This window comes from Paraburkholderia caffeinitolerans (genome assembly GCF_902859945.1).
In the GTDB taxonomy this organism is placed as follows: Bacteria; Pseudomonadota; Gammaproteobacteria; order Burkholderiales; family Burkholderiaceae; genus Paraburkholderia; species Paraburkholderia caffeinitolerans.
This window is the reverse complement of record NZ_CADIKL010000009.1, coordinates 1-20,878: the sequence shown is the minus strand read 5'-3', so window position 1 is coordinate 20,878 and position 20,878 is coordinate 1. Positions and strand designations below refer to the sequence as shown.

Annotated in this window: 25 protein-coding genes and 1 pseudogene; 12 read left to right on the top strand and 14 right to left on the bottom strand. The window is 64.8% G+C overall.

The window, feature by feature from the left end; genetic code table 11:
• Positions 1-32: 32 nt before the first annotated feature.
• The gene (clpP, locus tag HV773_RS11075) at positions 33-677 is read left to right on the top strand and encodes an ATP-dependent Clp endopeptidase proteolytic subunit ClpP (protein ID WP_129562686.1); all 645 of its coding nucleotides are present in this window, start codon (positions 33-35) and stop codon (positions 675-677) included.
• A 144-nt stretch (positions 678-821) separates the two neighbouring features.
• On the opposite strand, the gene sodB is transcribed toward clpP, so the two are convergent.
• Together sodB and xseA are read right to left on the bottom strand one after the other, a co-directional pair.
• The gene (gene sodB / locus HV773_RS11070) at positions 822-1,400 is read right to left on the bottom strand and encodes a superoxide dismutase [Fe] (protein WP_035522111.1); all 579 of its coding nucleotides are present in this window, start codon (positions 1,398-1,400) and stop codon (positions 822-824) included.
• Between the two features lie 252 nt (positions 1,401-1,652).
• Positions 1,653-3,023, bottom strand: coding sequence for an exodeoxyribonuclease VII large subunit (gene xseA / locus HV773_RS11065; RefSeq protein WP_129562687.1), 1,371 nt, complete (start codon positions 3,021-3,023; stop codon positions 1,653-1,655).
• A 619-nt stretch (positions 3,024-3,642) separates the two neighbouring features.
• Between xseA and lpxK the strand changes: the two genes are divergently transcribed.
• From lpxK to HV773_RS11040, 5 genes are all read left to right on the top strand, one after another.
• Positions 3,643-4,707, top strand: coding sequence for a tetraacyldisaccharide 4'-kinase (gene lpxK / locus HV773_RS11060; protein WP_129563384.1), 1,065 nt, complete (start codon positions 3,643-3,645; stop codon positions 4,705-4,707).
• Positions 4,688-4,909 (top strand): Trm112 family protein, encoded by a 222-nt coding sequence (locus HV773_RS11055; protein ID WP_129562688.1) that lies wholly within the window; start codon positions 4,688-4,690, stop codon positions 4,907-4,909. The genes lpxK and HV773_RS11055 overlap by 20 nt, the downstream gene beginning before the upstream one ends.
• A gap of 2 nt (positions 4,910-4,911) precedes the next feature.
• Positions 4,912-5,715: a 3-deoxy-manno-octulosonate cytidylyltransferase gene (gene kdsB, locus HV773_RS11050; RefSeq protein WP_129562689.1), complete on the top strand. Its 804-nt coding sequence runs from the start codon at positions 4,912-4,914 to the stop codon at positions 5,713-5,715.
• A 181-nt stretch (positions 5,716-5,896) separates the two neighbouring features.
• A complete protein-coding gene (gene adk, locus HV773_RS11045) occupies positions 5,897-6,559 on the top strand; it encodes an adenylate kinase (RefSeq protein WP_129562690.1) in 663 nt (220 codons plus the stop codon).
• A 164-nt stretch (positions 6,560-6,723) separates the two neighbouring features.
• Positions 6,724-7,482, top strand: coding sequence for a 3-hydroxyacyl-CoA dehydrogenase (locus tag HV773_RS11040; protein WP_129562691.1), 759 nt, complete (start codon positions 6,724-6,726; stop codon positions 7,480-7,482).
• 99 nt (positions 7,483-7,581) lie between these two features.
• On the opposite strand, the gene HV773_RS11035 is transcribed toward HV773_RS11040, so the two are convergent.
• Both HV773_RS11035 and murJ read right to left on the bottom strand, forming a co-directional pair.
• Positions 7,582-8,421, bottom strand: a complete 840-nt coding sequence (locus HV773_RS11035; protein WP_129563385.1) for a SirB1 family protein — start codon at positions 8,419-8,421, stop codon at positions 7,582-7,584.
• Positions 8,422-8,426: 5 nt separating this feature from the next.
• Positions 8,427-9,977, bottom strand: a complete 1,551-nt coding sequence (gene murJ, locus HV773_RS11030) for a murein biosynthesis integral membrane protein MurJ (protein WP_129562692.1) — start codon at positions 9,975-9,977, stop codon at positions 8,427-8,429.
• A gap of 379 nt (positions 9,978-10,356) precedes the next feature.
• Between murJ and rpsT the strand changes: the two genes are divergently transcribed.
• A complete protein-coding gene (rpsT, locus tag HV773_RS11025; protein ID WP_129562693.1) occupies positions 10,357-10,629 on the top strand; it encodes a 30S ribosomal protein S20 in 273 nt (90 codons plus the stop codon).
• A 161-nt stretch (positions 10,630-10,790) separates the two neighbouring features.
• Here the strand turns inward: rpsT and HV773_RS11020 are convergent, their stop codons facing one another.
• Complete coding sequence (locus HV773_RS11020) at positions 10,791-11,138, bottom strand: DUF3579 domain-containing protein (protein ID WP_129562694.1); 348 nt, start codon at positions 11,136-11,138, stop codon at positions 10,791-10,793.
• A gap of 535 nt (positions 11,139-11,673) precedes the next feature.
• On the opposite strand from HV773_RS11020, the gene argF reads away from it, so the two are divergent.
• On the top strand, positions 11,674-12,603 hold the full coding sequence (gene argF, locus HV773_RS11015) for an ornithine carbamoyltransferase (RefSeq protein ID WP_129562695.1): 930 nt from the start codon (positions 11,674-11,676) through the stop codon (positions 12,601-12,603).
• Between the two features lie 67 nt (positions 12,604-12,670).
• Here the strand turns inward: argF and HV773_RS11010 are convergent, their stop codons facing one another.
• Positions 12,671-13,471, bottom strand: a complete 801-nt coding sequence (locus HV773_RS11010) for an IclR family transcriptional regulator (protein WP_129563386.1) — start codon at positions 13,469-13,471, stop codon at positions 12,671-12,673.
• Between the two features lie 119 nt (positions 13,472-13,590).
• Here HV773_RS11010 and HV773_RS11005 point away from each other — a divergent pair, with 119 nt between their 5' ends.
• Positions 13,591-14,781, top strand: coding sequence for an acyl-CoA dehydrogenase (locus tag HV773_RS11005; protein ID WP_129562696.1), 1,191 nt, complete (start codon positions 13,591-13,593; stop codon positions 14,779-14,781).
• Positions 14,782-14,892: 111 nt separating this feature from the next.
• Here the strand turns inward: HV773_RS11005 and HV773_RS11000 are convergent, their stop codons facing one another.
• Positions 14,893-15,531, bottom strand: a complete 639-nt coding sequence (locus HV773_RS11000; RefSeq protein ID WP_129562697.1) for a peroxiredoxin — start codon at positions 15,529-15,531, stop codon at positions 14,893-14,895.
• Between the two features lie 347 nt (positions 15,532-15,878).
• Here HV773_RS11000 and HV773_RS10995 point away from each other — a divergent pair, with 347 nt between their 5' ends.
• The 3 genes from HV773_RS10995 (at position 15,879) to HV773_RS10985 (ending at position 17,232) form a co-directional block, all read left to right on the top strand.
• Complete coding sequence (locus HV773_RS10995; RefSeq protein WP_008919742.1) at positions 15,879-16,181, top strand: ElaB/YgaM/YqjD family protein; 303 nt, start codon at positions 15,879-15,881, stop codon at positions 16,179-16,181.
• Positions 16,182-16,338: 157 nt separating this feature from the next.
• A complete protein-coding gene (locus tag HV773_RS10990) occupies positions 16,339-16,725 on the top strand; it encodes a phage holin family protein (RefSeq protein WP_129562698.1) in 387 nt (128 codons plus the stop codon).
• A 36-nt stretch (positions 16,726-16,761) separates the two neighbouring features.
• The gene (locus tag HV773_RS10985; protein ID WP_129562699.1) at positions 16,762-17,232 is read left to right on the top strand and encodes a DUF3318 domain-containing protein; all 471 of its coding nucleotides are present in this window, start codon (positions 16,762-16,764) and stop codon (positions 17,230-17,232) included.
• Positions 17,233-17,240: 8 nt separating this feature from the next.
• Here the strand turns inward: HV773_RS10985 and HV773_RS10980 are convergent, their stop codons facing one another.
• From HV773_RS10980 to glyA, 7 genes and pseudogenes are all read right to left on the bottom strand, one after another.
• Positions 17,241-17,681, bottom strand: a complete 441-nt coding sequence (locus HV773_RS10980; protein WP_129562700.1) for a type IV pilin protein — start codon at positions 17,679-17,681, stop codon at positions 17,241-17,243.
• A gap of 19 nt (positions 17,682-17,700) precedes the next feature.
• A complete protein-coding gene (locus HV773_RS10975; protein WP_246282272.1) occupies positions 17,701-18,168 on the bottom strand; it encodes a pilus assembly PilX family protein in 468 nt (155 codons plus the stop codon).
• A gap of 53 nt (positions 18,169-18,221) precedes the next feature.
• A complete protein-coding gene (locus tag HV773_RS10970; RefSeq protein WP_129562702.1) occupies positions 18,222-19,019 on the bottom strand; it encodes a PilW family protein in 798 nt (265 codons plus the stop codon).
• Complete coding sequence (locus HV773_RS10965) at positions 19,016-19,465, bottom strand: hypothetical protein (RefSeq protein WP_129562703.1); 450 nt, start codon at positions 19,463-19,465, stop codon at positions 19,016-19,018. The genes HV773_RS10970 and HV773_RS10965 overlap by 4 nt, the downstream gene beginning before the upstream one ends.
• Entirely contained in the window at positions 19,462-20,010 is a 549-nt protein-coding gene (locus HV773_RS10960) for a GspH/FimT family pseudopilin (RefSeq protein ID WP_175195264.1), read from the bottom strand. Before HV773_RS10960 ends, HV773_RS10965 begins: the two co-directional genes overlap by 4 nt.
• A 189-nt stretch (positions 20,011-20,199) precedes the next feature.
• Entirely contained in the window at positions 20,200-20,682 is a 483-nt protein-coding gene (gene nrdR, locus HV773_RS10955; RefSeq protein WP_129562705.1) for a transcriptional regulator NrdR, read from the bottom strand.
• 18 nt (positions 20,683-20,700) lie between these two features.
• Positions 20,701-20,878 (bottom strand): annotated as a pseudogene (gene glyA, locus HV773_RS10950) (serine hydroxymethyltransferase); the annotation flags it as partial.

Here is a 20,878-nt window from a genome sequence, read left to right as displayed (position 1 = left end):
TTTCACCCATTTACCCGCATGCGAGGAATTTCATGCATTCCAACGTCCAGCATCAAGCCACCATCGCGCCGCGCGCGCTCAGTCTTGTGCCGACCGTCATCGAAACCTCGGGGCGCGGGGAGCGCGCCTACGACATTTACTCTCGCCTCTTGCGCGAGCGCATCGTGTTCCTGGTCGGACCGGTGACCGAGCAGACGGCGAGTGTCGTCGTCGCGCAGTTGCTGTTTCTCGAAGCCGAGAATCCGGAGAAGGACATCAGCCTCTATATCAACTCGCCGGGCGGCTCCGTCTACGATGGCCTCGCAATCCACGACACGATGCAGTTCGTGAAGCCCGACGTCTCCACGCTGTGTACCGGCTTCGCAGCGAGCATGGGCTCATTTCTGCTAGCCGCCGGCGCGCGCGGCAAACGCTTCGCACTCCCGAATGCGCGCATCATGATCCACCAACCCTCGGGCGGCAGCCAGGGAACCGCCGCCGATGTCGAGCTTCAGGCGCGCGAAGTGCTCTTTCTGCGCGAGCGTCTGAACACGATGCTTGCTGCGCACACGGGCCGCGACATCGCGCAGATCGCGCGCGACACCGACCGCGATCATTTCATGTCCGCGGAAGCGGCGGCCGAATATGGGTTGATCGACCGCGTACTCACATCTCGCGGCGAAGCGGTGCCGCGCTGAGATCCAACGCACGCGCAACCCGCCTTGTGGCAATGGACAGGTGGACGGGCGCCGCAAACAAAAAAGCCCTCGATTCACATCGAGGGCTTTTTTTCTGCGCCATTCGAGCCGAACGGCGCAACAGCAAAACTGGGGGACTGCGCTTTACGCGAAGTTCTTCGCAGCGAATTCCCAGTTTGCGATGTTCCAGAACGCTTCGACGAACTTCGGACGTGCGTTGCGGTAGTCGATGTAGTAAGCGTGTTCCCACACGTCGATCGTGAGGAGCGGCTTGGCATCCGTCGTGAGCGGCGTAGCGGCGTTGCTGGTCGACACGATGTCGAGCGAGCCGTCTGCCTTCTTCACGAGCCACGTCCAGCCCGAACCGAAGTTGCCGACTGCAGCCTTCGTGAAGGCTTCCTTGAACGCGTCGAAGGAGCCCCACTTCGCGTTGATCGCGTCGCCGAGCGCGCCCGACGGTGCGCCACCACCTTGCGGCGAGAGGCTGTTCCAGAAGAACGTGTGATTCCAGATCTGGGCCGCGTTGTTGAACACGCCACCCGAGGACTTCTTGACGATCTCTTCGAGCGAGAGGTTTTCGAACTCGGTGCCCGGAATCAGGTTGTTCAGATTCGTGACGTAGGCCTGGTGGTGCTTGCCGTAGTGGAACTCGAGCGTTTCTTCCGACATGGTCGGGGCAAGAGCGTTCTTCGCGAACGGCAGCGGCGGGAGCGTAAATGACATGATGCGGTTCCTTCGTCGTGTTATGGGGAGTTCTGCGTGGAGTTCTACAAATTCGCCGGCATGGAGCACCCGATTGTAGGCGAGTTGGAATAACCCCGCAAACGCGCGGACATTATGCCGATCATCGGTTACGCAGCACTTTTGCGCCGGGATTTCGTGTCGTTTTCACGCTGCTTTCGCGCCGATTTTGCGGCGCTTGCATGGCGGTTATATGGCTATCCGCCCCACATCCCAGCAAACGCCGCGCCCGCTTCAAAAGTCTTCAGAAAGGCGCGACTGCACGTCGGCGAGCGCGATATCGGCGCTGCCCTGCGCGAGATGCACGGTCAGGCGCTTGCCCGGCTTGAGCGCGCCTGGCGAGCGCACCGCCGCGCCGCTTTGCGCGTCGAGCAGCGCCGCGTAGCCGCGCTCGAAGGTGCGCTGCGGGCTCAGCACTTCGAGGCGCGCCGCGAGCCCCGCAACCCGCACCGTTTCACGCTCGCGTCCCCGCGCGAACGCGCTGTCGAGACGCCGCGCGAGCGACTCTACCTGCACGCGCTGCGCCGAAGCGTCGGGGCGCATGCGCCGCCAGCGCATCTGCGCGATGTTGAATTGCGCGCGCGCCTGCGCCGTCGTGCGCGAGCCCGCCGACGCAAGCCGGATCGCCAACTGGCGCAGATGCGTGCGCTGCTGCGCCAGCCGCTCGCCCGGCGAAACGAGACGGCGCGCGAGCCAGTCGAGCTGTTGCGCGCGGCGCTCCATCAGGCGGCCGAAGCCCCGCGCGAGCGCGGCGTGGCGCTGGTCCAGTTCGCGCAGCAGCAGCGCGCGCTGCGGGCTCACGAGTTCGGCGGCGGCGGTGGGCGTGGGCGCGCGCACGTCGGCGGCGAAATCGGCGATCGTGAAATCGGTTTCGTGGCCCACGCCGCTCACCACGGGAATCGCGCTCGCCGCAATGGCGCGCGCAAGCGTCTCATCGTTGAACGACCAGAGGTCCTCGATCGAGCCGCCGCCCCGGCACAGCACGATCACGTCCACTTCCGCACGCGCGTTCGCGGCATCGAGCATGGCCGTGAGCTTTTCCGCCGAACCCGCGCCCTGCACTGGCGCCGGATAAACGATCACGGGCACGTGCGGCGCGCGGCGCGCGAGCGTCGTGAGCACGTCACGCAGCGCGGCAGCCTGCATCGAGGTAATCACGCCGATCGCGCGCGGATGCGTGGGCAACGCGCGCTTGCGCCCGGCATCGAACAGCCCTTCAGCCTCCAGTTGCGCCTTCAGGCGCAAGAACGCCTCGAAAAGACGCCCTTGCCCCGTGCGCCGGATCGCCTCGACGTTCAGTTGCACCTCGCCGCGCGGCTCGTACATCGTCACGAGCGCGCGCACCTCGATGCGGTCGCCCTCGCGCGGGGTGAACTCGGCGTATTGCGCGCGGCCGCGGAACATCACGCAGCGCATTTGCGCCTGCGCGTCCTTGATCGAGAAATACCAGTGCCCGCTCGCGGCGCGCGTGAAATTCGAGACTTCGCCCGAGATCCACGTGAGCGGAAACGAACGTTCGAGCATGGAAGCGATCGCGCGGTTGAGCGCCGAAACCGGGACGACGACGTCGCCGCCCGGCGCGGAAGAAAAGCGGTCGGAATTCATGAGCAGGACGTAAATAAACGATGGATTGAAAACAACCCGGAAAATAGCCCGGACAGACGATAGACCGTTCGGGGTATGGCAGTCCAGCGGGAAGCGCTCCCATGAAACAACGGCCGCGAAGTGTCCACATCGACTCCGTCATGTGACATATTGGTTGCGAATCCGTAAAAAGCACTGAAAAAATACGCTATCCGATTGATTTACATAGGATTTTTATCTCTATAACAAAGAGTTACACCGATGAGATGGCCCACGAGCGGGCTTTTGCGGCTACCCGCACCTCACTTTTCCACAAAGTTATCCACAGACGCGCCGTTCGCCTGAAATTGGTCTCGGCACCATCGGCTTCACGCCGTCGCGTGGCCACGCAGCTTGCCGCCCGCTGCTCACCCGCGCTAGAGTGCCGGGTTCACGACGGCCCTTTCGCGACGCGATATGACGCAACAGCGCGCAACAGCGGACACGACAGCGAGCCGTCCTTGCTTTCCCTGCGGCGCCCATTGCCATTCATTCCGGCGCCTGCCTCGAACTGGAGAACCGCTCCGATGTCCGTTCTGCCCGTCAGCCTCCGGCGTCTTTCGTGTCTTTCGCACACAAGGCCCGCATGCCGCACACGCCGATGAGCGGCCCCGTTGCCGATCTCAAAGCGCGCGTCGAAGCAGGCCTTGCGCGCGAGTGGCAGCAGCGCGGCGCGCTCGCCTGGGCGCTCGCGCCGCTTTCCGTCGTGTTCGCCGCCGTGAGTGGCGCGCGCCGGGCAGCCTATGCGGCCGGCTGGTTCAAGTCTGTGCGTGTGGCTGCGCCGGTCGTGGTGGTCGGGAACGTGACCGTGGGCGGCACCGGCAAGACGCCCACGGTGATCGCGCTCGTCGAGGCACTTCGCGCCGCCGGCTTCAGCCCCGGCGTCGTGTCGCGCGGCTACGGCGCGAAAGTGCCGCGCCCCACGCCGGTGACGGCGGACACGCCCGCCCGCGCGTGTGGGGACGAGCCGCTGCTGATCGCGCGCCGCACCGGCGTGCCGGTCTGGGTCTCGCCCGACCGCGTTGCGGCGGCGCAAGCGCTGTGCGCAGCGCACCGCGACGTCGACGCCATCGTGAGCGACGACGGCCTGCAGCACTACCGTCTCGCGCGCGACGCCGAGCTGGTGGTCTTCGATCACCGGCTAGGCGGCAACGGCTTTCTGCTGCCCGCCGGGCCGCTACGCGAGCCACTCTCGCGGCGGCGCGACGCCACGCTGGTCAACAATCCGTTCGAGCGCGCGCTGCCCGACTGGCCGAATACCTTCGCGCTCAAGCTCGAGCCCGGCGAAGCCTGGCATCTCGCGAATCCCGACCTGCGCCGGCCGCTCAAGCAATTCGCGGCAGCAGGCGCACCCGGCGGCGCGTCCAGTCAGCCGCCACAGCGCATCGTGGCGGCCGCCGGCATCGGTTCGCCGGAGCGTTTTTTCGCGACCCTGCGCGCGGCGGGCCTCGCACCGCAAACGCTCGCGCTGCCCGACCATTTCGACTACGCGACGAATCCATTTAGCGAAGTCGCGGCCGACGCCATCCTGGTCACCGAAAAAGATGCCGTAAAATTAGCGGCCTGGAACGACGCGCGCATCTGGGTCGTCCCCGTCGAAGCCGCGCTCGATCATCGCCTCATTACCCTGGTTGTGGAGAAACTCCGTGGACGCACGTCTGCTTGAAATCCTGGTCTGCCCGATCTGCAAGGGCCCGCTCAGCTACGACCGCGCCGCGCAGGAATTGATCTGTAACGCCGACAAGCTCGCTTATCCGATTCGTGACGGCATTCCCGTCATGCTCGTCGACGAGGCGCGCCAGACCGTCGAGGGCACGCCCGTCGATCCGGCCGATCCGGCCGGTCCGTCCGGCTCGACCGGCGCCTGAGCATGGCCGCGCCCGCGCAACCCTTCATCGCCGTCGTCCCGGCGCGCCTCGCCTCGACCCGGCTGCCTAACAAGCCGCTCGCCGACATCGGCGGCAAGCCGATGGTGGTGCGCGTGGCCGAGCGCGCCCGCGCCTCGGGCGCGCAGCAGGTGCTGATCGCCTCGGACGCCCAAAGCGTGCTCGACGCCGCGCGCGAGCACGGCTTCGAAGCGGTCATGACGCGCGCCGACCACCCCTCGGGCACCGACCGCCTGGCCGAAGTCGCAGAGCACTTTGGCTGGAGCGACGAGTTGATCGTGGTTAATGTTCAGGGCGATGAGCCGCTGATCGACCCCGCCTTGGTGTGCGACGTGGCGTCGCACCTTGCCGCGCACCCGGAATGCGCGATCGCCACGGCGGCGCACCCCATCACCGCGCCCGACGAGATCCTGAATCCGAATGTGGTGAAGGTCGTGCTGGACGCGCGCGGCGTGGCGCTCTACTTCTCGCGCGCCCCCATTCCCTGGGCGCGCGACGCCTGGCAGCCGCACTGGTCGCCGGCCCACCTCGATCTGGCCGCCATGCCCGCTCCGCCGGCTCCGGCGACCGTTTACCGGCATATCGGCCTGTATGCGTATCGGGTGAAATTCCTGCGCAGCTACCCCTCGCTCGCACACTCGCCAATCGAGCAGGCCGAAGCGCTCGAACAACTGCGCGCCATGTGGCACGGCGAGCGCATCGCGGTGCTCGTCACTGCCGAAGCGCCGGCGCCCGGCGTCGACACGCCCGCCGACCTCGCCCGCGTGCAGGCGCTATTCCGGCCTTAACAGGGGCCGTGGGGCGAAAATCCCATGGCATAATCGGTGGTTTGCGCGAGCCGTCGAAGCCTTTGTCCGTGGGGGTTTCCCCCCGACCTGGCCTGCTGGAGGAGACGCACGACGCCGCCGATGCCGCCCGTCAGGGCCGTCGCCGCGCCGCAAGAATTCACATAAATCGGAGAAAGTTCAAATGCGTTTGATCCTGTTGGGCGCCCCCGGTGCGGGCAAGGGAACCCAGGCAAACTTCATCAAGGAGAAGTTCGGCATTCCGCAAATCTCGACGGGCGACATGCTGCGCGCGGCCGTCAAGGCCGGCACGCCGCTCGGCGTCGAGGCCAAGCGCTACATGGACGCGGGCGAACTCGTGCCCGATACGCTGATCATCAACCTCGTGAAGGAACGCCTGCAGGAACCCGACTGCAAGAACGGCTACCTGTTCGACGGCTTCCCGCGCACCCTGCCGCAGGCCGAAGCCATGAAGCAGGCCGGCGTGGCCATCGACTACGTGCTCGAGATCGACGTGCCGTTCGACGAGATCATCGTGCGCATGAGCGGTCGCCGCATGCACCCGGCATCGGGCCGCACCTATCACGTCAAGTTCAACCCGCCCAAGCAGGACATGGTCGACGACGTGACGGGCGAGCCGCTCGTCCAGCGCGACGACGACAAGGAAGAGACCGTGCGCAAGCGTCTCGACGTGTATGTCGCGCAAACGAAGCCGCTCATCGCCTATTACAGCGACTGGGCTAAGCGCGGTGAAGAAAACGGCATGAAGGCGCCGCAATACCGCGCCATCGCGGGTCTCGGCAGCGTCGAGGAAATCCGCAACCGCGCTTTCGAAGCACTCAAGTAAGACGTCTTTTGCCGGCCGCGCCGGGCGATCCCCGGCGTGAACGCCGGCCTCCCCGTTCGGCCGGTCCTCGTCCTTCTGCTCCTCTTAGCCGTCGAGTCGCGGGCTGACCCGTCGCGGGGTTACGCCGCAAGAAATTACCCATCGAGCAGCAAGGAGGAAGACAAATGCAAATCCGCGACAACGTATTTCTGATCACCGGCGGCGCGTCGGGTCTCGGCGCGGCCAGCGCACAGCTCATCGCGGCCGAAGGCGGCAAGGTCGTGCTCGCCGACCTCAACGAGGAAGCGGGCAACGCGCTCGCGCAAGAACTCGGCGGCACCTTCGTGAAGTGCAACGTCGCGAGCGAGGAAGACGGCGCACGCGCCGTAGCCGCCGCCACCGCGCTCGGCACGCTGCGCGGCCTCGTGAACTGCGCGGGCATCGCCCCCGCCGTGAAGACCGTCGGCAAGGACGGCCCGCACCCGCTCGACGCGTTCAGCAAGACCATCTCGGTCAACCTGATCGGCACCTTCAACATGATCCGCCTCGCGGCCGCTGCGATCGCGCAGACCGCACCCAACGAGGGCGGCGAGCGTGGCGTGATCATCAACACGGCATCGGTGGCCGCGTACGACGGCCAGATCGGCCAGGCGGCCTATGCGGCCTCCAAGGGCGGCGTCGTGGCGATGACGCTGCCGATCGCCCGCGACCTCTCGCGCAACGGCATCCGCGTGATGACGATCGCGCCGGGCCTGTTCGAAACGCCGATGCTGCTCGGCATGCCCAAGGAAGTGCAGGATGCGCTCGGCGCGATGGTGCCGTTCCCCCCGCGCCTCGGCAAGCCCAACGAGTACGCAATGCTCGTCAAGCAGATCATCGAAAACCCGATGCTCAACGGCGAAGTGATCCGCCTCGACGGCGCGATTCGCATGCAGCCGAAGTAAGCAGGCACGCATCTGGCGTAAAAAAACCCGCGAACGAAAAATTCGCGGGTTTTTTGTTTGCAGAATTTGCACAAAGTGCACGCTGTCGCGGCGCAGCGCTCAATCGTTATCGAGCGTGCGCTGGCGCAGTTCCTGCAGTTGCGACTCGACCACCATGGCGTCCTCGGCGTCGGGGCGCTCGTCGAGATAATGCTCGAGGTCCTCCAACGCGGGCCGCAGGTAATCGAGGCGCGCGTACGCGAAGCCGCGATCGCGCACCTCCTCGATGCTCTCCGGCAGCAGAATCACGAGCCGCTGCTGGATGCCGAGCAGGCGCTCCCAACGCTCGGTCTGCAGATACACGGACTTCAGGTTGCGCAGCATGCGCGCCACGATCTCGCGCCGCGTGGCCGGTTCGAGCAGCATGCGCAGCGCGCGCGCGACCGAGTCGCCCGCACTCATCACATAGGGCTCGAGCATCTCGACCATGTCGGATTCGGTGAGCGTGCGACCGGTAGTGGGATCGAGCATGGCGTCGCCATCGGGCAGCGAGACGCGCAGCAGGAAGTGCCCCGGAAACGACACGCCCTGCACCGGCAGCCCAAGCTGCCCCGCGATCTCCAGATAGAGCACGGCGAGCGAAATGGGAATGCCGCGCCGGCGCTTGAGCACGACGTTCAGATGACTGTTATCGGGATCGAAAAAGTCGTTGAGATTGGCGCCAAAGCCCATCTCGCGAAAGAACACGCGGTTCAGAAACGTGACCTGCTGGCGCACATCGATGCCCTCGGGCATGTGCTTTTTCGCGCGCAGCGCCAACTCGTCGATTTCGGCGAGCGTGCCTTGCACGTCGAGGTCGGGGTAGGCGTCCTGCGCGATGGCCAGCGCCGCTTCGGTGAGCGGCAGGCTTTCGTCTTCGGCAACGAGCGCGCTGAAATAGTCGAGCACCCGCGTGTTCATCGTGATCACTTCGCGCGCCTCTTGAAGTATGCGTATTTGAAGCCCATCAACCAAAGCATACCGAAATATAGCGTGGCGAACAGCACGAGGCAGGCGGCAAGCAGCGCCATGCGCGCAAGCGGCTCGCGATGCAGGCCGATCCAGTCGTAGCTGATCGCACACCAGTGCATCGCACCCGAAAGCACGAGGCATGCCCCGAGCAATTGCACGAAGAATCGGGCCCAACCCGAGGACGGCATGTAAATGCCGCGGCGGCGCAAGCCAATGAAGAGCAGCAGCGCGTTGATACAGGCGCCGAGTCCGACCGAGAGCGTGAGGCCCGCGTGCGCGAAGATCGGCACGAAGAGGTAGTTGCCGATCTGCGTGGCGACCAGTACGCCCACGCCGATCTTCACCGGCGTCTTGATGTCCTGGCGCGCATAAAAGCCCGGCGCGAGAATCTTGATGAGAATCAGCCCGATGAGCCCGACACCATAAGCCGTAAGCGCGCGGGCCGTCATGACGACCGAATTCGCGTCGAACTTGCCGTAGTGGAACAGCGTGGCCGTGAGCGGCTCGGCGAAGAAGAACAACGCAACCGCCGAAGGCGCCGCGAGCAGGAAAGTCACGCGCAGCCCCCAATCGAGCAGCGCGGAATATTCGTGCGGATCGGCATCGACGTGCGCTTTCGACAGGCTCGGCAGCAGGATCGTGCCGAGCGCCACGCCCAGCAGCGCGGTCGGAAACTCCATCAGGCGGTCGGCGTAGTTGATCCACGAGACCGCGCCCGCGCCGAGGCGCGAAGCAATGTTCGTATTGATGATGAGGCTGATCTGCGCGACCGACACCGCGAACATGGCCGGCACCATTTTCGCGAGCACGCGCTTGACGCCGCGATGCGCGAGCGCCTTGAGCGGATTGAGGCCGATGTGCGGCAGCATGTCGATCTTCTTCAGCCCCGGCAGTTGCACGATGAACTGCAGCACGCCGCCGACGATCACGGCCCACGCGAGCGCAAAGACCGGCTGCTTCATGTGCGGCGCGAACGCCACTGCCGCCGTGATGAACGCCACGTTGAGCAGCACCGGCGCGAACGCGGGCAGCGAGAACTGCTTGTACGTGTTGAGCACCCCGGACGCGAGCGACGTGAGCGAGATGAACACGATGTACGGGAACATGATCCGCGTCATCGTGACGGCAAGCTGATACGCCTGGCCGTCGTTCTTCAAGCCCGTGGCCACCACGGTCACGACGAACGACGCCCCGACGATGCCCAGCACCGAAAGAACGGCAAGCACCCACGCGAGCACCGTCGATGTGGCATCGACGAGATCGCGGGTGGCGTCATGTCCCTTCTGGCTCTTGAACTCCGCGAGGATCGGCACGAAGGCCTGCGAAAACGCGCCTTCCGCCGAAATGCGGCGCAGCAGGTTGGGAATGCGAAACGCGACGTAAAAGGCGTCGGTGTACTGACTCGCGCCAAATGCGCGGGCAATCAGCGTTTCTCGGGCCAGTCCGGTCACGCGCGACAGCAGCGTGAAGCCGCTGACCGTCAGCAGGGCTCGGAATAGATTCATGGGGCGCTTATTATACGGGTGCCGCCAAGTTCGTTACCGCTTTGCTCTGCGCTTCGTCCTCCGACTCGTCGTCGATACGCGACGGCATGCCAACTGCGTCGCCATTGCCACGCCCATGATTTCATTGCTATAATTCACGGTTTCGAGTTTCACTAGCACTCGAGAATCGCGTCTTGGAAAGGAAGCGTTGAGCGGTCGGCATTTCAGGCCCTCTTTCCGCTTTGGCACAAAAGACGCGGCTGGCAAGCTAGATCAATGCCGGCAAATACCGTTTTGTGCTTTCGGGCAATCGCCCCGGAAGTTCAAATCCAGGCAAGGAGCATCGTCCTGCTCGACCCAGCGTCGGCGGACTGAAGCTCTCGAAACATAAGGAACCAACATGGCAAATTCCGCACAAGCACGCAAGCGCGCCCGTCAGGCCGCGAAGGCAAACTCGCACAACTCGGCGCTGCGCTCGAAGTTCCGCACCGCTATCAAGGCTGTCCGCAAGGCGATCGACGCTGGCGACAAGGCAAAGGCCGCAGAAGTCCTGAAGGCCTCGGCAAAGACGCTCGACATCATCTCGGACAAGAAGATCGTTCACAAGAACAAGGCCGCTCGCAATAAGAGCCGCCTCGCAGCTGCCGTCAAGGCAATGCAAGCTGCGCAGTAAAGAGAATCGCGGGCCGTCCGCCACGGCGGGCGCTTGCTGATTCCGCTGCACAAAAAACCCGCTTCGGCGGGTTTTTTATTGCCCCCACGCCTACGCGCCTGCGAAAAACCGTTGCCCCGCGTGCGGGCACAAAAAAACCCGCCGCAGCGGGTTGGTTCGATTCAGCGGCTGCCGCCCTGCTGTGTCGCATGATCCAGCGGCAACTCGCAGGCCTCTGTCACCACCAGATCGTTGTCCTTGGCGAAATTCATAACGAAGTTGAAGGCCATCGGCTCGACGTCCTTCAAGCGCGAATCCAGCACCACGACCTTGAGGTCGCCGATCATGGTCGGCCGCACGTATAGCGAATAGCGCAGATAGGCGTTCGGCCCTCGCGCATTGGCGGACGCCTTCGGGCCAAAGCTCGACATCACCCCCGCCAGGCGCTCGGACCAGTCGCTCGGGCGAAACTTCTTTCCCGTACTGGTGATGCCTTGAATGAAGTATTCGGTTGGAGCGTCGTCGGCCATGTAGGGTACCTGTATGACTGCGCGGGGCCGCGGTGACGCGGTGCGCTTTGCGGCTGAAACGAGAGCACGAGCACGCCGCTCCGCGCTTGTGCCGCAGAGCGCCAGCCGCGGGCAGTTCGCCCGATGGCCGCGTGCAAATACAGTCCGATGGAGAGGGGAGAAGCCGACCGCGCACCCCAACCGGCGCGGCGCCGCATCGAACCTGCAGCGCGCTTTCCGGCCAGCGCACGGGCCGCTCCCGCGAGCCCCGCGTCTTGCGCGTCGAGCCCGCTGTCGTGCCTGGAAAATCTTTGAGATTATAGCGCAGCAGCACTTTTGACGCACTGCACATAAGACAATCGGCAAGGGTTCGCGCCCGCGCTTCGCCGCGTCTTTCGCCCCTGGCGCCGAACCTGGCCCTGCCCTGGGCGCCCCTTCCCGCCGACTCGTCAAAGTCCGCAAAATCCTTTATGCTGCATTGACTTACCACCAACCGCAGCGGCGTCGCCGGCTTCAACCTGCAGTTCGAGGCCGGATCAGGCGCCATTTTCGTTTCATGACCTCCCGTACCATACGCCATTACCTGCAGTTCAAGGATTTCTCCCTTGACGATTATGAATATGTGCTGGAGCGCGCGCGCATCCTGAAGCGCAAGTTCAAGAACTACGAGACGTATCATCCTCTGCACGACCGCACGCTCGCGATGATCTTCGAGAAGAGTTCCACGCGCACGCGCCTCTCATTCGAAGCCGGCATCTTCCAGCTTGGCGGCCACGCCGTGTTCATGAACACGCGCGACACGCAGCTCGGCCGCGGCGAGCCCATCGAAGATTCGGCGCAGGTGATCTCGCGCATGGTCGACATCATCATGATCCGCACGTTCGGCCAGGACATCCTGCAGCGCTTTGCCGAAAGCTCGCGCGTGCCGGTCATCAACGGTCTCACGAACGAGTACCACCCCTGCCAGGTGCTGGCCGACATCTTCACGTACTACGAGCATCGCGGCCCGATCCGCGGCAAGACCGTGGCGTGGGTGGGCGACGCCAACAACATGCTCTACACATGGATCGAAGCCGCGCAGATCCTCGACTTCAAGCTGCGCATCTCCACGCCGCCGGGCTACCCGCTCGACCCCGCTCTGGTCGCGCCGGAAAGCGCGCCGTTCTACGCGGTATTCGAGGATCCGAACGAAGCCTGCGCGGGCGCCGACCTCGTCACCACGGACGTCTGGACCAGCATGGGCTTCGAGGCGGAAAACGAGGCGCGCATGAAGGCCTTCGCCGACTGGTGCGTGGATGCCGAAATGATGGCGCGCGCCAACCCCGACGCCCTGTTCATGCACTGTCTGCCCGCACACCGTGGCGAAGAAGTGAGCGCCGAGGTAATCGACGGCCCGCAAAGCGTGGTCTGGGACGAAGCGGAAAACCGCCTGCACGTCCAGAAGGCGCTGATGGAGTTCCTGCTGCTCGGCCGCCTGAATCACTAAGCCGGACGCTCTGCTCCATGAAAAAAGCCGACCCTCGGGTCGGCTTTTTTTCGTCGATGGCTGCGCGTTACACCGTCTCGCCGAGCCTGCGCGCCAACGACTTGAGAAGCGGCGCCACGCGCTCGCGAAACACTTCCGGCCCCATCGACGAAGCCGGCCCGCTGCAACTGAGCACCAGCCAGCGCCGCTCGCGCGGCTCGCGAAACGGCACCGCCACGGCGTTGACGTCGTCGTGCCAGTCGCGAAACGAATAGCAGACGCCCTCCCTCGCAAAAATCTCGATCTCGCGCTTGGCCGCCGCAACCTGCGCGGGGCCGTCAGCGCCCGCCGCCTTTTCCAGTTCCGCGAATAACGCCGTGCGCACATCGAGCGGCTGCACCGCCAGATACGCGCGCCCCATCGAGCTCGTCAGCATCGACAGGCGCGAGCCCGAAGCCAGACCCAGCGTAAGCGCCGTCTCGCTGCGGATGGTGTCCAGATAGATCACGTCGAGACCGTCGCGGCACCCCAGCGACACCGCCGCCCCCACCTCGCGCGCGAACACGCGCATGTGCGGGCGCGCGAGTTCGAGCGTGTCCGTGCCCGAGAGCAGCGCAAAACCCAGCGACAGCACGCCCGCGTCGAGCGCATATTTGCCGAGCAATTCGTCGAAGCGCAAATAGCCGAGTACCGTGAGCGTGTAGGCAAGCCGATTGACGGTCGCCTTCGGCAAGCCAGTGCGCTCGACGAAATCTCGGTTGCCGAGCAGCGTCTCGCCGGGCCGGAAGGCGCGCAGCAGTTCGAGCCCGCGCGCGAGCGCCACGACGAACTTGCGCTCGTCGATCGGGCCCTCCGCCAGCGCGGAAGAAAACGATGAAGATGCGTTCATTTCAAGTGCAGACATGAGCAAGCTGGTGATACACTAAGGCGAATTTGCAAAACATTGTTCCGCATAGCGGAACTATAGTCAAGCGCAAATTGCCCATTTCGAGATTTTGGAGAGACACCATGGCCGCACATGCCCAGTTCCATTGGGAAGATCCGCTGCTGCTCGACCAGCAGCTCACCGAAGACGAACGCATGGTGCGCGACGCCGCCGCGGCCTACTCGCAGGACAAGCTCGCGCCGCGCGTGCTGGAGGCGTTCCGTCACGAAAAAACGGATGCTTCGATCTTCCGCGAAATGGGCGAAGTCGGTCTGCTCGGCCCGACCATCCCCGAACAATACGGCGGCCCCGGCCTCAACTACGTGGCCTACGGCCTGATCGCACGCGAAGTGGAACGCGTCGACTCGGGCTATCGCTCGATGATGTCGGTGCAGTCGTCGCTCGTCATGGTGCCCATCTACGAATTCGGCTCGGAAGCGCAAAAGCAGAAGTACCTGCCGAAGCTCGCGAGCGGCGAATGGATCGGCTGCTTCGGCCTGACCGAGCCGAACCACGGCTCCGATCCGGGCAGCATGGTCACGCGCGCGAAGAAGGTGAACGGCGGCTACTCGCTCTCGGGCGCCAAGATGTGGATCACGAACTCGCCCATCGCCGATGTGTTCGTCGTTTGGGCAAAGCTCGAGGAAGACGGCAAGGACGACATCCGCGGCTTCATCCTGGAAAAGGGCTGGAAGGGTCTCTCGGCGCCGGCGATCCACGGCAAGGTGGGCCTGCGCGCGTCGATCACCGGCGAAATCGTGCTCGACGAAGTGTTCGTGCCGGAAGAGAACATCATGCCTGGAGTGAAGGGCCTGCGCGGTCCGTTCACCTGCCTGAATTCGGCGCGCTACGGCATCGCCTGGGGCGCGCTCGGCGCGGCGGAGTCGTGCTGGCACACGGCGCGTCAGTACGTGCTCGACCGCAAACAGTTCGGCCGCCCGCTAGCAGCCAACCAGTTGATCCAGAAAAAGCTCGCCGACATGCAGACCGAAATCACGCTGGGCCTGCAAGGCTGCCTGCGCCTCGGCCGCATGAAGGACGAAGGCACGGCGGCAGTCGAGATCACCTCGATCATGAAGCGCAATTCGTGCGGCAAGTCGCTCGACATCGCGCGTCTCGCGCGCGACATGCTGGGCGGCAACGGCATCTCCGACGAATTCGGCGTGGCGCGGCACCTCGTGAACCTCGAGGTGGTGAACACCTACGAAGGCACGCACGACATCCACGCGCTGATTCTGGGCCGCGCTCAGACGGGCATTCAGGCATTCTTCTAAACGCCCTCCCCGCCGTAACTGTTGGCGTATGAAAAAAGCGCCGCGCGAGTCGACTCGCGCGGCGCTTTTTTTGTGCCGCGCCTTCCGTAAGCGCGCGGCTAGACCTGAACCTTACTTGTTCGGCTGCGGCGTCAGGCGCAGATACGGACGCAGCGCCTTGTAGCCCTTCGGAAACTTCTGTTTGAGCACCTCTTCGTCCTTCAGCGACGGGACAATCACGACATCGTCGCCGTGCTTCCAGTTGCCGGGCGTCGCGACCTGAAAGTTGTCGGTGAGTTGCAGCGAATCGATCACGCGCAGCACTTCGTCGAAATTGCGGCCCGTACTCGCCGGATACGTGATGATGAGGCGCACCTTCTTGTTCGGATCGATCACGAATAGCGAGCGCACCGTGAGCGTCTCGTTCGCGTTTGGATGGATCATGTCGTACAGCGTGGACACCTTGCGGTCGCCGTCGGCGAGAATCGGGAAGCCGACGCTAACCGCCTGCGTCTCGTTGATGTCCTTGATCCATTCGTTATGCGAATCCGCGTTATCGACCGACAGCGCGATCGTCTTGACGTTGCGCTTCTCGAACTCGTCCTTGAGCTTCGCGGTCAGGCCCAGCTCGGTCGTGCAGACCGGCGTGAAATCGGCCGGATGCGAGAACAGCACGCCCCAGCTATTGCCGAGCCAGTCATGAAATTTGATGCGGCCAACGCTTGAATCCTGCTCGAAGTCGGGTGCGATATCGCCAAGACGCAGACTCATGGTGCGGTTTCCTTTGAACGAGGTGGGCGATCCGTTACCTGCACTGGCACAGCGCCCGTTGATCCAGTGAACATTTACAAGATTGAAGCATACAGGGCACGCTCATGCCCCGAGAACGAACATCGGGTCAGACCGATATGAGTTTTGGTAATTTTGGCCGCCATCGTGGCAACATGGCGGAAACTTTACGTTCCAGATCAACTCCATATTTCTCTTACTGTTGCCGCCACGCCCCTCTCGCAGGAATAAATCGTGCGGGATCCTGTCGGGCAACGGCCGGCCACGCTTGCCAGCGCGCGTATCTTTGTTACGATTCACGCGTGGTATGACACGATGGGAGTTAGTCAATGTCAGAGGTCAACAAGGAGAGGCTGATGTCGGATATCAAAACCGTCCTCGCAGATGCGGAGGACTTGCTCAAGCAAGCGGCGAGCGCCACTGGCGAGCGCGCTTCGGAGCTTCGCGAAACGGCCCTCACGCGCCTGAAGCAAGCCAAGGAAAAGGCGGCCGACGTTCAGGTCGTTGTGGTGGAGAAAGGCAAGAAAGCGGCGCGCGCCACTGACGATTACGTGCACGAACATCCGTGGGCGTCGATCGGCATCGCCGCAGGCGTGGGCGTGCTCGTGGGCCTGCTGATCAACCGTAAGTAAGACGCGGCGTATAGCCGCAGCGGGCGGCCCACACAGGGCCGCGTCCCGCGCCAAACCACAAGCCGCCAGGCCGGTGCGCTGCACCGGCCTGTCTTTTCTGGGCGCTTTTTTCGCGCACTCGCCTCGCGCTCGCGCGTAGGCGCCAACCGCATTCGCCATGACGACAGACACCCAATCGCAGCGACACGAACCCGGAGCGGCGCGCCGTCTCCTCGGCTCTGCGTTCGCGATGCTTCATACGCGGCTCGAGCTGATCGGCATCGAGCTGGCAGAGGAAAAGGAGCGCCTGCTCGGCATGCTCCTCCTCGGACTTGCTGCGATGCTGCTGGGAACCATGGCGCTGATCGCGCTGACCGCGCTCGTCGCGATCGCTTTCTGGGATACCTGGCGCTGGCAGGCGCTCGCCGGGATCACAGCCGTCTATGCGCTCGGCGCGCTCTTCTGCGGGCTGAAGGCGCGCAATGTCCTGCGCAATGCCCCGCCGGTATTCCAGGCGACGCTCGAAGAATTCGAGAAGGATCGTGAAATCCTTCGCAAGCCCTAGCCCACGTCTGCCAACCGCCTGCCGCGAATCGAAGCCATGAGCCAACCCCGATCGGACAATACCTTTCGCCCTTCACGCACGCGTAGCCGCGATCTTTCGACACCGCAACTGCGCGCGCTGCGCAAGGAGCTGCTGATCGTGCGCGCGAGCGTCGAGCGCGCCGAAATGGCGGCCTCGGTTGTCGAGTTGCGCGAAACCCTCACCCACTTCAGCTGGCTGCGCTTTGTCGTGCCGGGTTTCGGCAACGTTGGCGCGAGTCGCGTGGGCGCCGGGTTTGGCAATCTGCTCAAGCAATATCCCCTGTTGAGCTCCATCGCCTCGCTCGTGCTGGCCAAGCCGCTGCGCGATAGCGTCGCCTCGGCCGCCGGACCGGTCGTGAAATGGGGCGGTCTGGCGCTCACGGCGTGGGAGGCCTGGCGCGTCTGGCAACAGTTGCGTCGCCAGCGCGGCGCGCCGACCGGCGGCACACGACGCCACGCGTCCGAAGAAGACGACATCACCGGCTAAGGCGCCTATCAACGATCCCTCCAGCAATCGCGCGAATTGGGAGCCGCCGCGGGCGTGGCCGCATCCACACCCGGCATCTGGTTGTCACGTATGCCATTCGCGTCGAGCACGAACGCCCCACATGAATCGTCGTGCATCGGACCGCTTTGAGCGGGCGAGGCCACGATCGTATAACCACCGTTCATTTCGTCCGCCGCGAAAAGCTTCAGCCGATAAACCGCTGCTCCCGCCGGCGGCGCCTGATCCATGCCCATGGGCAACGAAGCCGGCAACGGGCTTTGCGCTTCGACGTATTGCGCAGCGCGATAAAGCGCCGCGACAGCGTCGATCCGATGCCCGCGCGCGATCTGATTGCGCCAGCCTGGCAACGCGAAAGCCGCCACGATGGCCACCGCCGCCAGCGCGACAACCAGTTCAAGCAAGGTAAAAGCACGCTCACCGCGTTTCATCCCTCCCCCTTTGCCGCCCTCAAAATGGCTGCGCCACGACGCGCCGCCAATGGCGCTCGATGCGCATGCCGTCCACGACGAGCTGCATTTGCAACCAGCTTTGCGCGTCGTCCGTGGCGCCGAATCCACGCGCGGTGACAAGAAACGCTCGCACCGCCGTCCGCGCCTCGATGCGCCACGCCTCGACGAGGCACTGCGGCGGCCTCGCGGAACCGGGCCACGACAGCACCGGCGTCGTAGCCCGCGCTTCGAACGTCTGCTGGCGTCGCCAGTCCTGCGGTTCGCCCGACTGCGCGGGAGCGGGTGGCGCTATCGTTGCGCCGTCGGCCAGTGCGCGGGAACAAAGTGCAAGCGCTGCGTCGGCCGCTCGGAACGACTGCATCTGGTCGATGACAGCGCTGCTGTTGCGGGCCGCGAACAGCGCCCCCTCGAACCACGCGGCAGACGTGGCGAGCATCATCGAAACGATCAGCAAAATGACCGGCAACGCGGTGCCCCGCTGACTCCCGCACCCCCCATGCAAACGCCGCGCCGCGCAGGTCATTGGCGGGCCGCGAGCACATTGCGCAGCGCCACGTGACGCCAGAACGCCTGCCGCGCGCGACCGTCGACGGCGCCAGCCGACACGCCTTCGCAATCGACGTAGCGCACGCGCCGGGCGAACGACGCCCCGCGCACGAGCACGCATAGATCGACAGCGACGACCGAGGCCCACTGATCGCGCGAAATCGCAGCAGCGTCGACGGCTTGCGCGGCGCCGGCCAGCCAGTAACGCACGCGCAGGCGCTCGACGCCCTCCACCAGCGGCTGCGCCGTGCCGGCTTTACCCGAGCCCTCGCAGTAGAGTTCAGGCTCGCCGGTCGAGCCGCTCGTCTTCGCATGAAAACGGTTGAGCACCTCGGTCGGCGGCGGTCCAACCGCCTGGCCCAGGCAGTCGGTGACCTGACCATTCGCAGCCGGCCAGGTGGACTCGCCGTCGCCTCGATAGCGCACTTCGAAGCCATCAGAGCGACTAGCAAGCGCTTCGCACGTCGGGCTCGCATGTGTGCCGGCAGGACGCCCAGCGGTACAACCAAAGATCGGCGAACCCGCGAGCCCTTCCCGATCATCGGCGCCCACGAACCCGGCCATCTGGATCTGCTCGCCCATGAGCGTCAGCGCGTTCACGCCTGCGTCGTGGATGCGGGTAGCGTCGATTGCGACAGCGAACGCCTGGCGCTGCGAACGATATGCAGCAAGCGCGCCCGCGATCACAACGAGGCCGAGCGCCACGGCAATCGTGAATTCGAGCAGCGTGTGCCCGGCACCGGCGCGCAAGCGCAATGAAACGCGCCTCATTGGACGAATGCGAGCGCGATGCAGGCTCGCCCTTGTGCCAGCGCCGCGCCGCCGGATTGGGTGTTTTCGCACCCATCGGCGGACGGCAGCGCGCGAGGCGCGGCCTCATCGCGGAAGGCAGCCCATGTCAGTACGACGAACGAGGCTGTGCCCGCTGTGCCGGACACGGTTGCCCGCCCCTCGGGCACGATGACGGCAGCACGCGCCTTCCATTGATCGCGAGGCGCGGCGCCTGTTTCCAGCGCGGCCTCGGCGATCGCATCGGCGGCGAATGCGGCACGCGCCCGCGCCGCAGAAGCAAGCGCATGCCGCGCAAGACCGAGTTGCGCACCGAGAAGACCCAGTCCGCACATCGACATGATGACCATCGCCAGCGCGACTTCGAGCAAAGCCACGCCGCGCCCGCTGCGCGGACCACGCAGGAGACGCCTGTTGCGCGCGTTCATGACGCCGCCCCGGACGCCGCCCCGCATGCCCCGTCGCTCACGCGTGCGCGCCCGCCCGCCGCCACGCGTATGCAGCGCCGCCATCCGGTCCCACGCATGGAAGGCGCGGCGGCGCGCGGCGCGATTTCGAAGTTGCGCAAACTGCCAATTGTCTGCCCCGCCGGCGGCGTGAACGTGAGCGCCGTCAAGCCCGACGCCACGGTAATCTCATCGAGCGCTGGCTGCGCACGCAGCTGCAACGACATGCCCGCACGTTCGGCTATTACGGCCCAGCCGCACGACCAATCGGCCCGCCCGTTCGGGCAGTTCTTCCCGGCCGTAAGACAATGCCGTGCGGCGTCGATCCGGCACACGCTCACGCGCACCTTGCGCCGGATCGCCTCGCTGCGCGCATAAGAAAGCGTGCCAAGCAATGCGTTCGCACGTGCGTCGACCTGGTCGCGCGCGCGCCACGATATGAACACGGGCGCGCTGGCCGTGGCGCACATAGCGAGCAAGACGATCACGACCATGGTTTCGATCAGCGTGAAGCCGGCGCATTTCATCTGCAATCCTTATCGTCGAGGAATTGCAGTCACTCTACGGAACCACAGGAAACGGAACAATTAGCCGAACGGCCAGCTTATGCGCGCGCTGCCTTCACGCGACACTGCAACGGTCACAGGCAACGGCAGGGAGAAGAGGAAATGCGAGGATGGAAAACGCGCACGCGTTCGAAGGTAACGCTCAAACGCTCAGCGCTTCTTGGGTGGCGTGGCGGCGCCGCTTGCACGGCGAAACTCTTCGATGACGTCCTCGAATTCGGATACGTCCTCGAAGCGCCGGTACACGGAGGCAAAACGCACGAATGCAACCGTGTCGAGTTCGCGCAGCTCCGCCATCACGAGCTCGCCAAGGCGCTCGCTGCGCACCTCGCGCTCGCCGCTGCCGAGCAGTTGATACTCGATGCGGGCGACCGCAGCGTCAATCGCGTCGGCAGCAACGGGCCGCTTGCGCAGCGCCAGTTGCATGCTCGCCTCGATCTTGCGGCGGTCGAATTCCGTGCGGCTGCCATCCTTCTTGACGACGGCCGGCATAGCCAGCTCGACCCGCTCGTACGTCGTGAAACGCTTGTCGCAGGCCGGGCAGCGGCGGCGGCGCCGGATTGCGGCGCCGTCCTCGGACACGCGCGAATCAACTACTTGCGTGTCTTCGTGCCGGCAGAAGGGGCAGCGCATGATGCGTGGGGGTCCGGATCAGCGATAAACCGGGAAGCGCTTCGTGAGCTCGGCCACCTGCACCTTCACGCGCTCGATCGTTGCAGCGTCTTCCGGGTTGTCCAGCACGTCGGCAATCAGGTTGCCCACCTGCTCGGCTTCCTTCACGCCAAAGCCGCGCGTGGTCATGGCCGGCGAGCCCAGGCGCACGCCGCTC

Coding starts and splice junctions, on each gene's coding strand:
- clpP (WP_129562686.1), top strand. CDS start 33: ATGCATTCCAACGTCCAGCATCAAGCCACCATCGCGCCGCGCGCGCTC.
- sodB (WP_035522111.1), bottom strand. CDS start 1,400: ATGTCATTTACGCTCCCGCCGCTGCCGTTCGCGAAGAACGCTCTTGCC.
- xseA (WP_129562687.1), bottom strand. CDS start 3,023: ATGAATTCCGACCGCTTTTCTTCCGCGCCGGGCGGCGACGTCGTCGTC.
- lpxK (WP_129563384.1), top strand. CDS start 3,643: ATGAGCGGCCCCGTTGCCGATCTCAAAGCGCGCGTCGAAGCAGGCCTT.
- kdsB (WP_129562689.1), top strand. CDS start 4,912: ATGGCCGCGCCCGCGCAACCCTTCATCGCCGTCGTCCCGGCGCGCCTC.
- adk (WP_129562690.1), top strand. CDS start 5,897: ATGCGTTTGATCCTGTTGGGCGCCCCCGGTGCGGGCAAGGGAACCCAG.
- HV773_RS11040 (WP_129562691.1), top strand. CDS start 6,724: ATGCAAATCCGCGACAACGTATTTCTGATCACCGGCGGCGCGTCGGGT.
- HV773_RS11035 (WP_129563385.1), bottom strand. CDS start 8,421: ATGAACACGCGGGTGCTCGACTATTTCAGCGCGCTCGTTGCCGAAGAC.
- murJ (WP_129562692.1), bottom strand. CDS start 9,977: ATGAATCTATTCCGAGCCCTGCTGACGGTCAGCGGCTTCACGCTGCTG.
- rpsT (WP_129562693.1), top strand. CDS start 10,357: ATGGCAAATTCCGCACAAGCACGCAAGCGCGCCCGTCAGGCCGCGAAG.
- HV773_RS11020 (WP_129562694.1), bottom strand. CDS start 11,138: ATGGCCGACGACGCTCCAACCGAATACTTCATTCAAGGCATCACCAGT.
- argF (WP_129562695.1), top strand. CDS start 11,674: ATGACCTCCCGTACCATACGCCATTACCTGCAGTTCAAGGATTTCTCC.
- HV773_RS11010 (WP_129563386.1), bottom strand. CDS start 13,471: ATGAACGCATCTTCATCGTTTTCTTCCGCGCTGGCGGAGGGCCCGATC.
- HV773_RS11005 (WP_129562696.1), top strand. CDS start 13,591: ATGGCCGCACATGCCCAGTTCCATTGGGAAGATCCGCTGCTGCTCGAC.
- HV773_RS11000 (WP_129562697.1), bottom strand. CDS start 15,531: ATGAGTCTGCGTCTTGGCGATATCGCACCCGACTTCGAGCAGGATTCA.
- HV773_RS10995 (WP_008919742.1), top strand. CDS start 15,879: ATGTCAGAGGTCAACAAGGAGAGGCTGATGTCGGATATCAAAACCGTC.
- HV773_RS10990 (WP_129562698.1), top strand. CDS start 16,339: ATGACGACAGACACCCAATCGCAGCGACACGAACCCGGAGCGGCGCGC.
- HV773_RS10985 (WP_129562699.1), top strand. CDS start 16,762: ATGAGCCAACCCCGATCGGACAATACCTTTCGCCCTTCACGCACGCGT.
- HV773_RS10980 (WP_129562700.1), bottom strand. CDS start 17,681: ATGAAACGCGGTGAGCGTGCTTTTACCTTGCTTGAACTGGTTGTCGCG.
- HV773_RS10970 (WP_129562702.1), bottom strand. CDS start 19,019: ATGAGGCGCGTTTCATTGCGCTTGCGCGCCGGTGCCGGGCACACGCTG.
- HV773_RS10965 (WP_129562703.1), bottom strand. CDS start 19,465: ATGAACGCGCGCAACAGGCGTCTCCTGCGTGGTCCGCGCAGCGGGCGC.
- HV773_RS10960 (WP_175195264.1), bottom strand. CDS start 20,010: ATGAAATGCGCCGGCTTCACGCTGATCGAAACCATGGTCGTGATCGTC.
- nrdR (WP_129562705.1), bottom strand. CDS start 20,682: ATGCGCTGCCCCTTCTGCCGGCACGAAGACACGCAAGTAGTTGATTCG.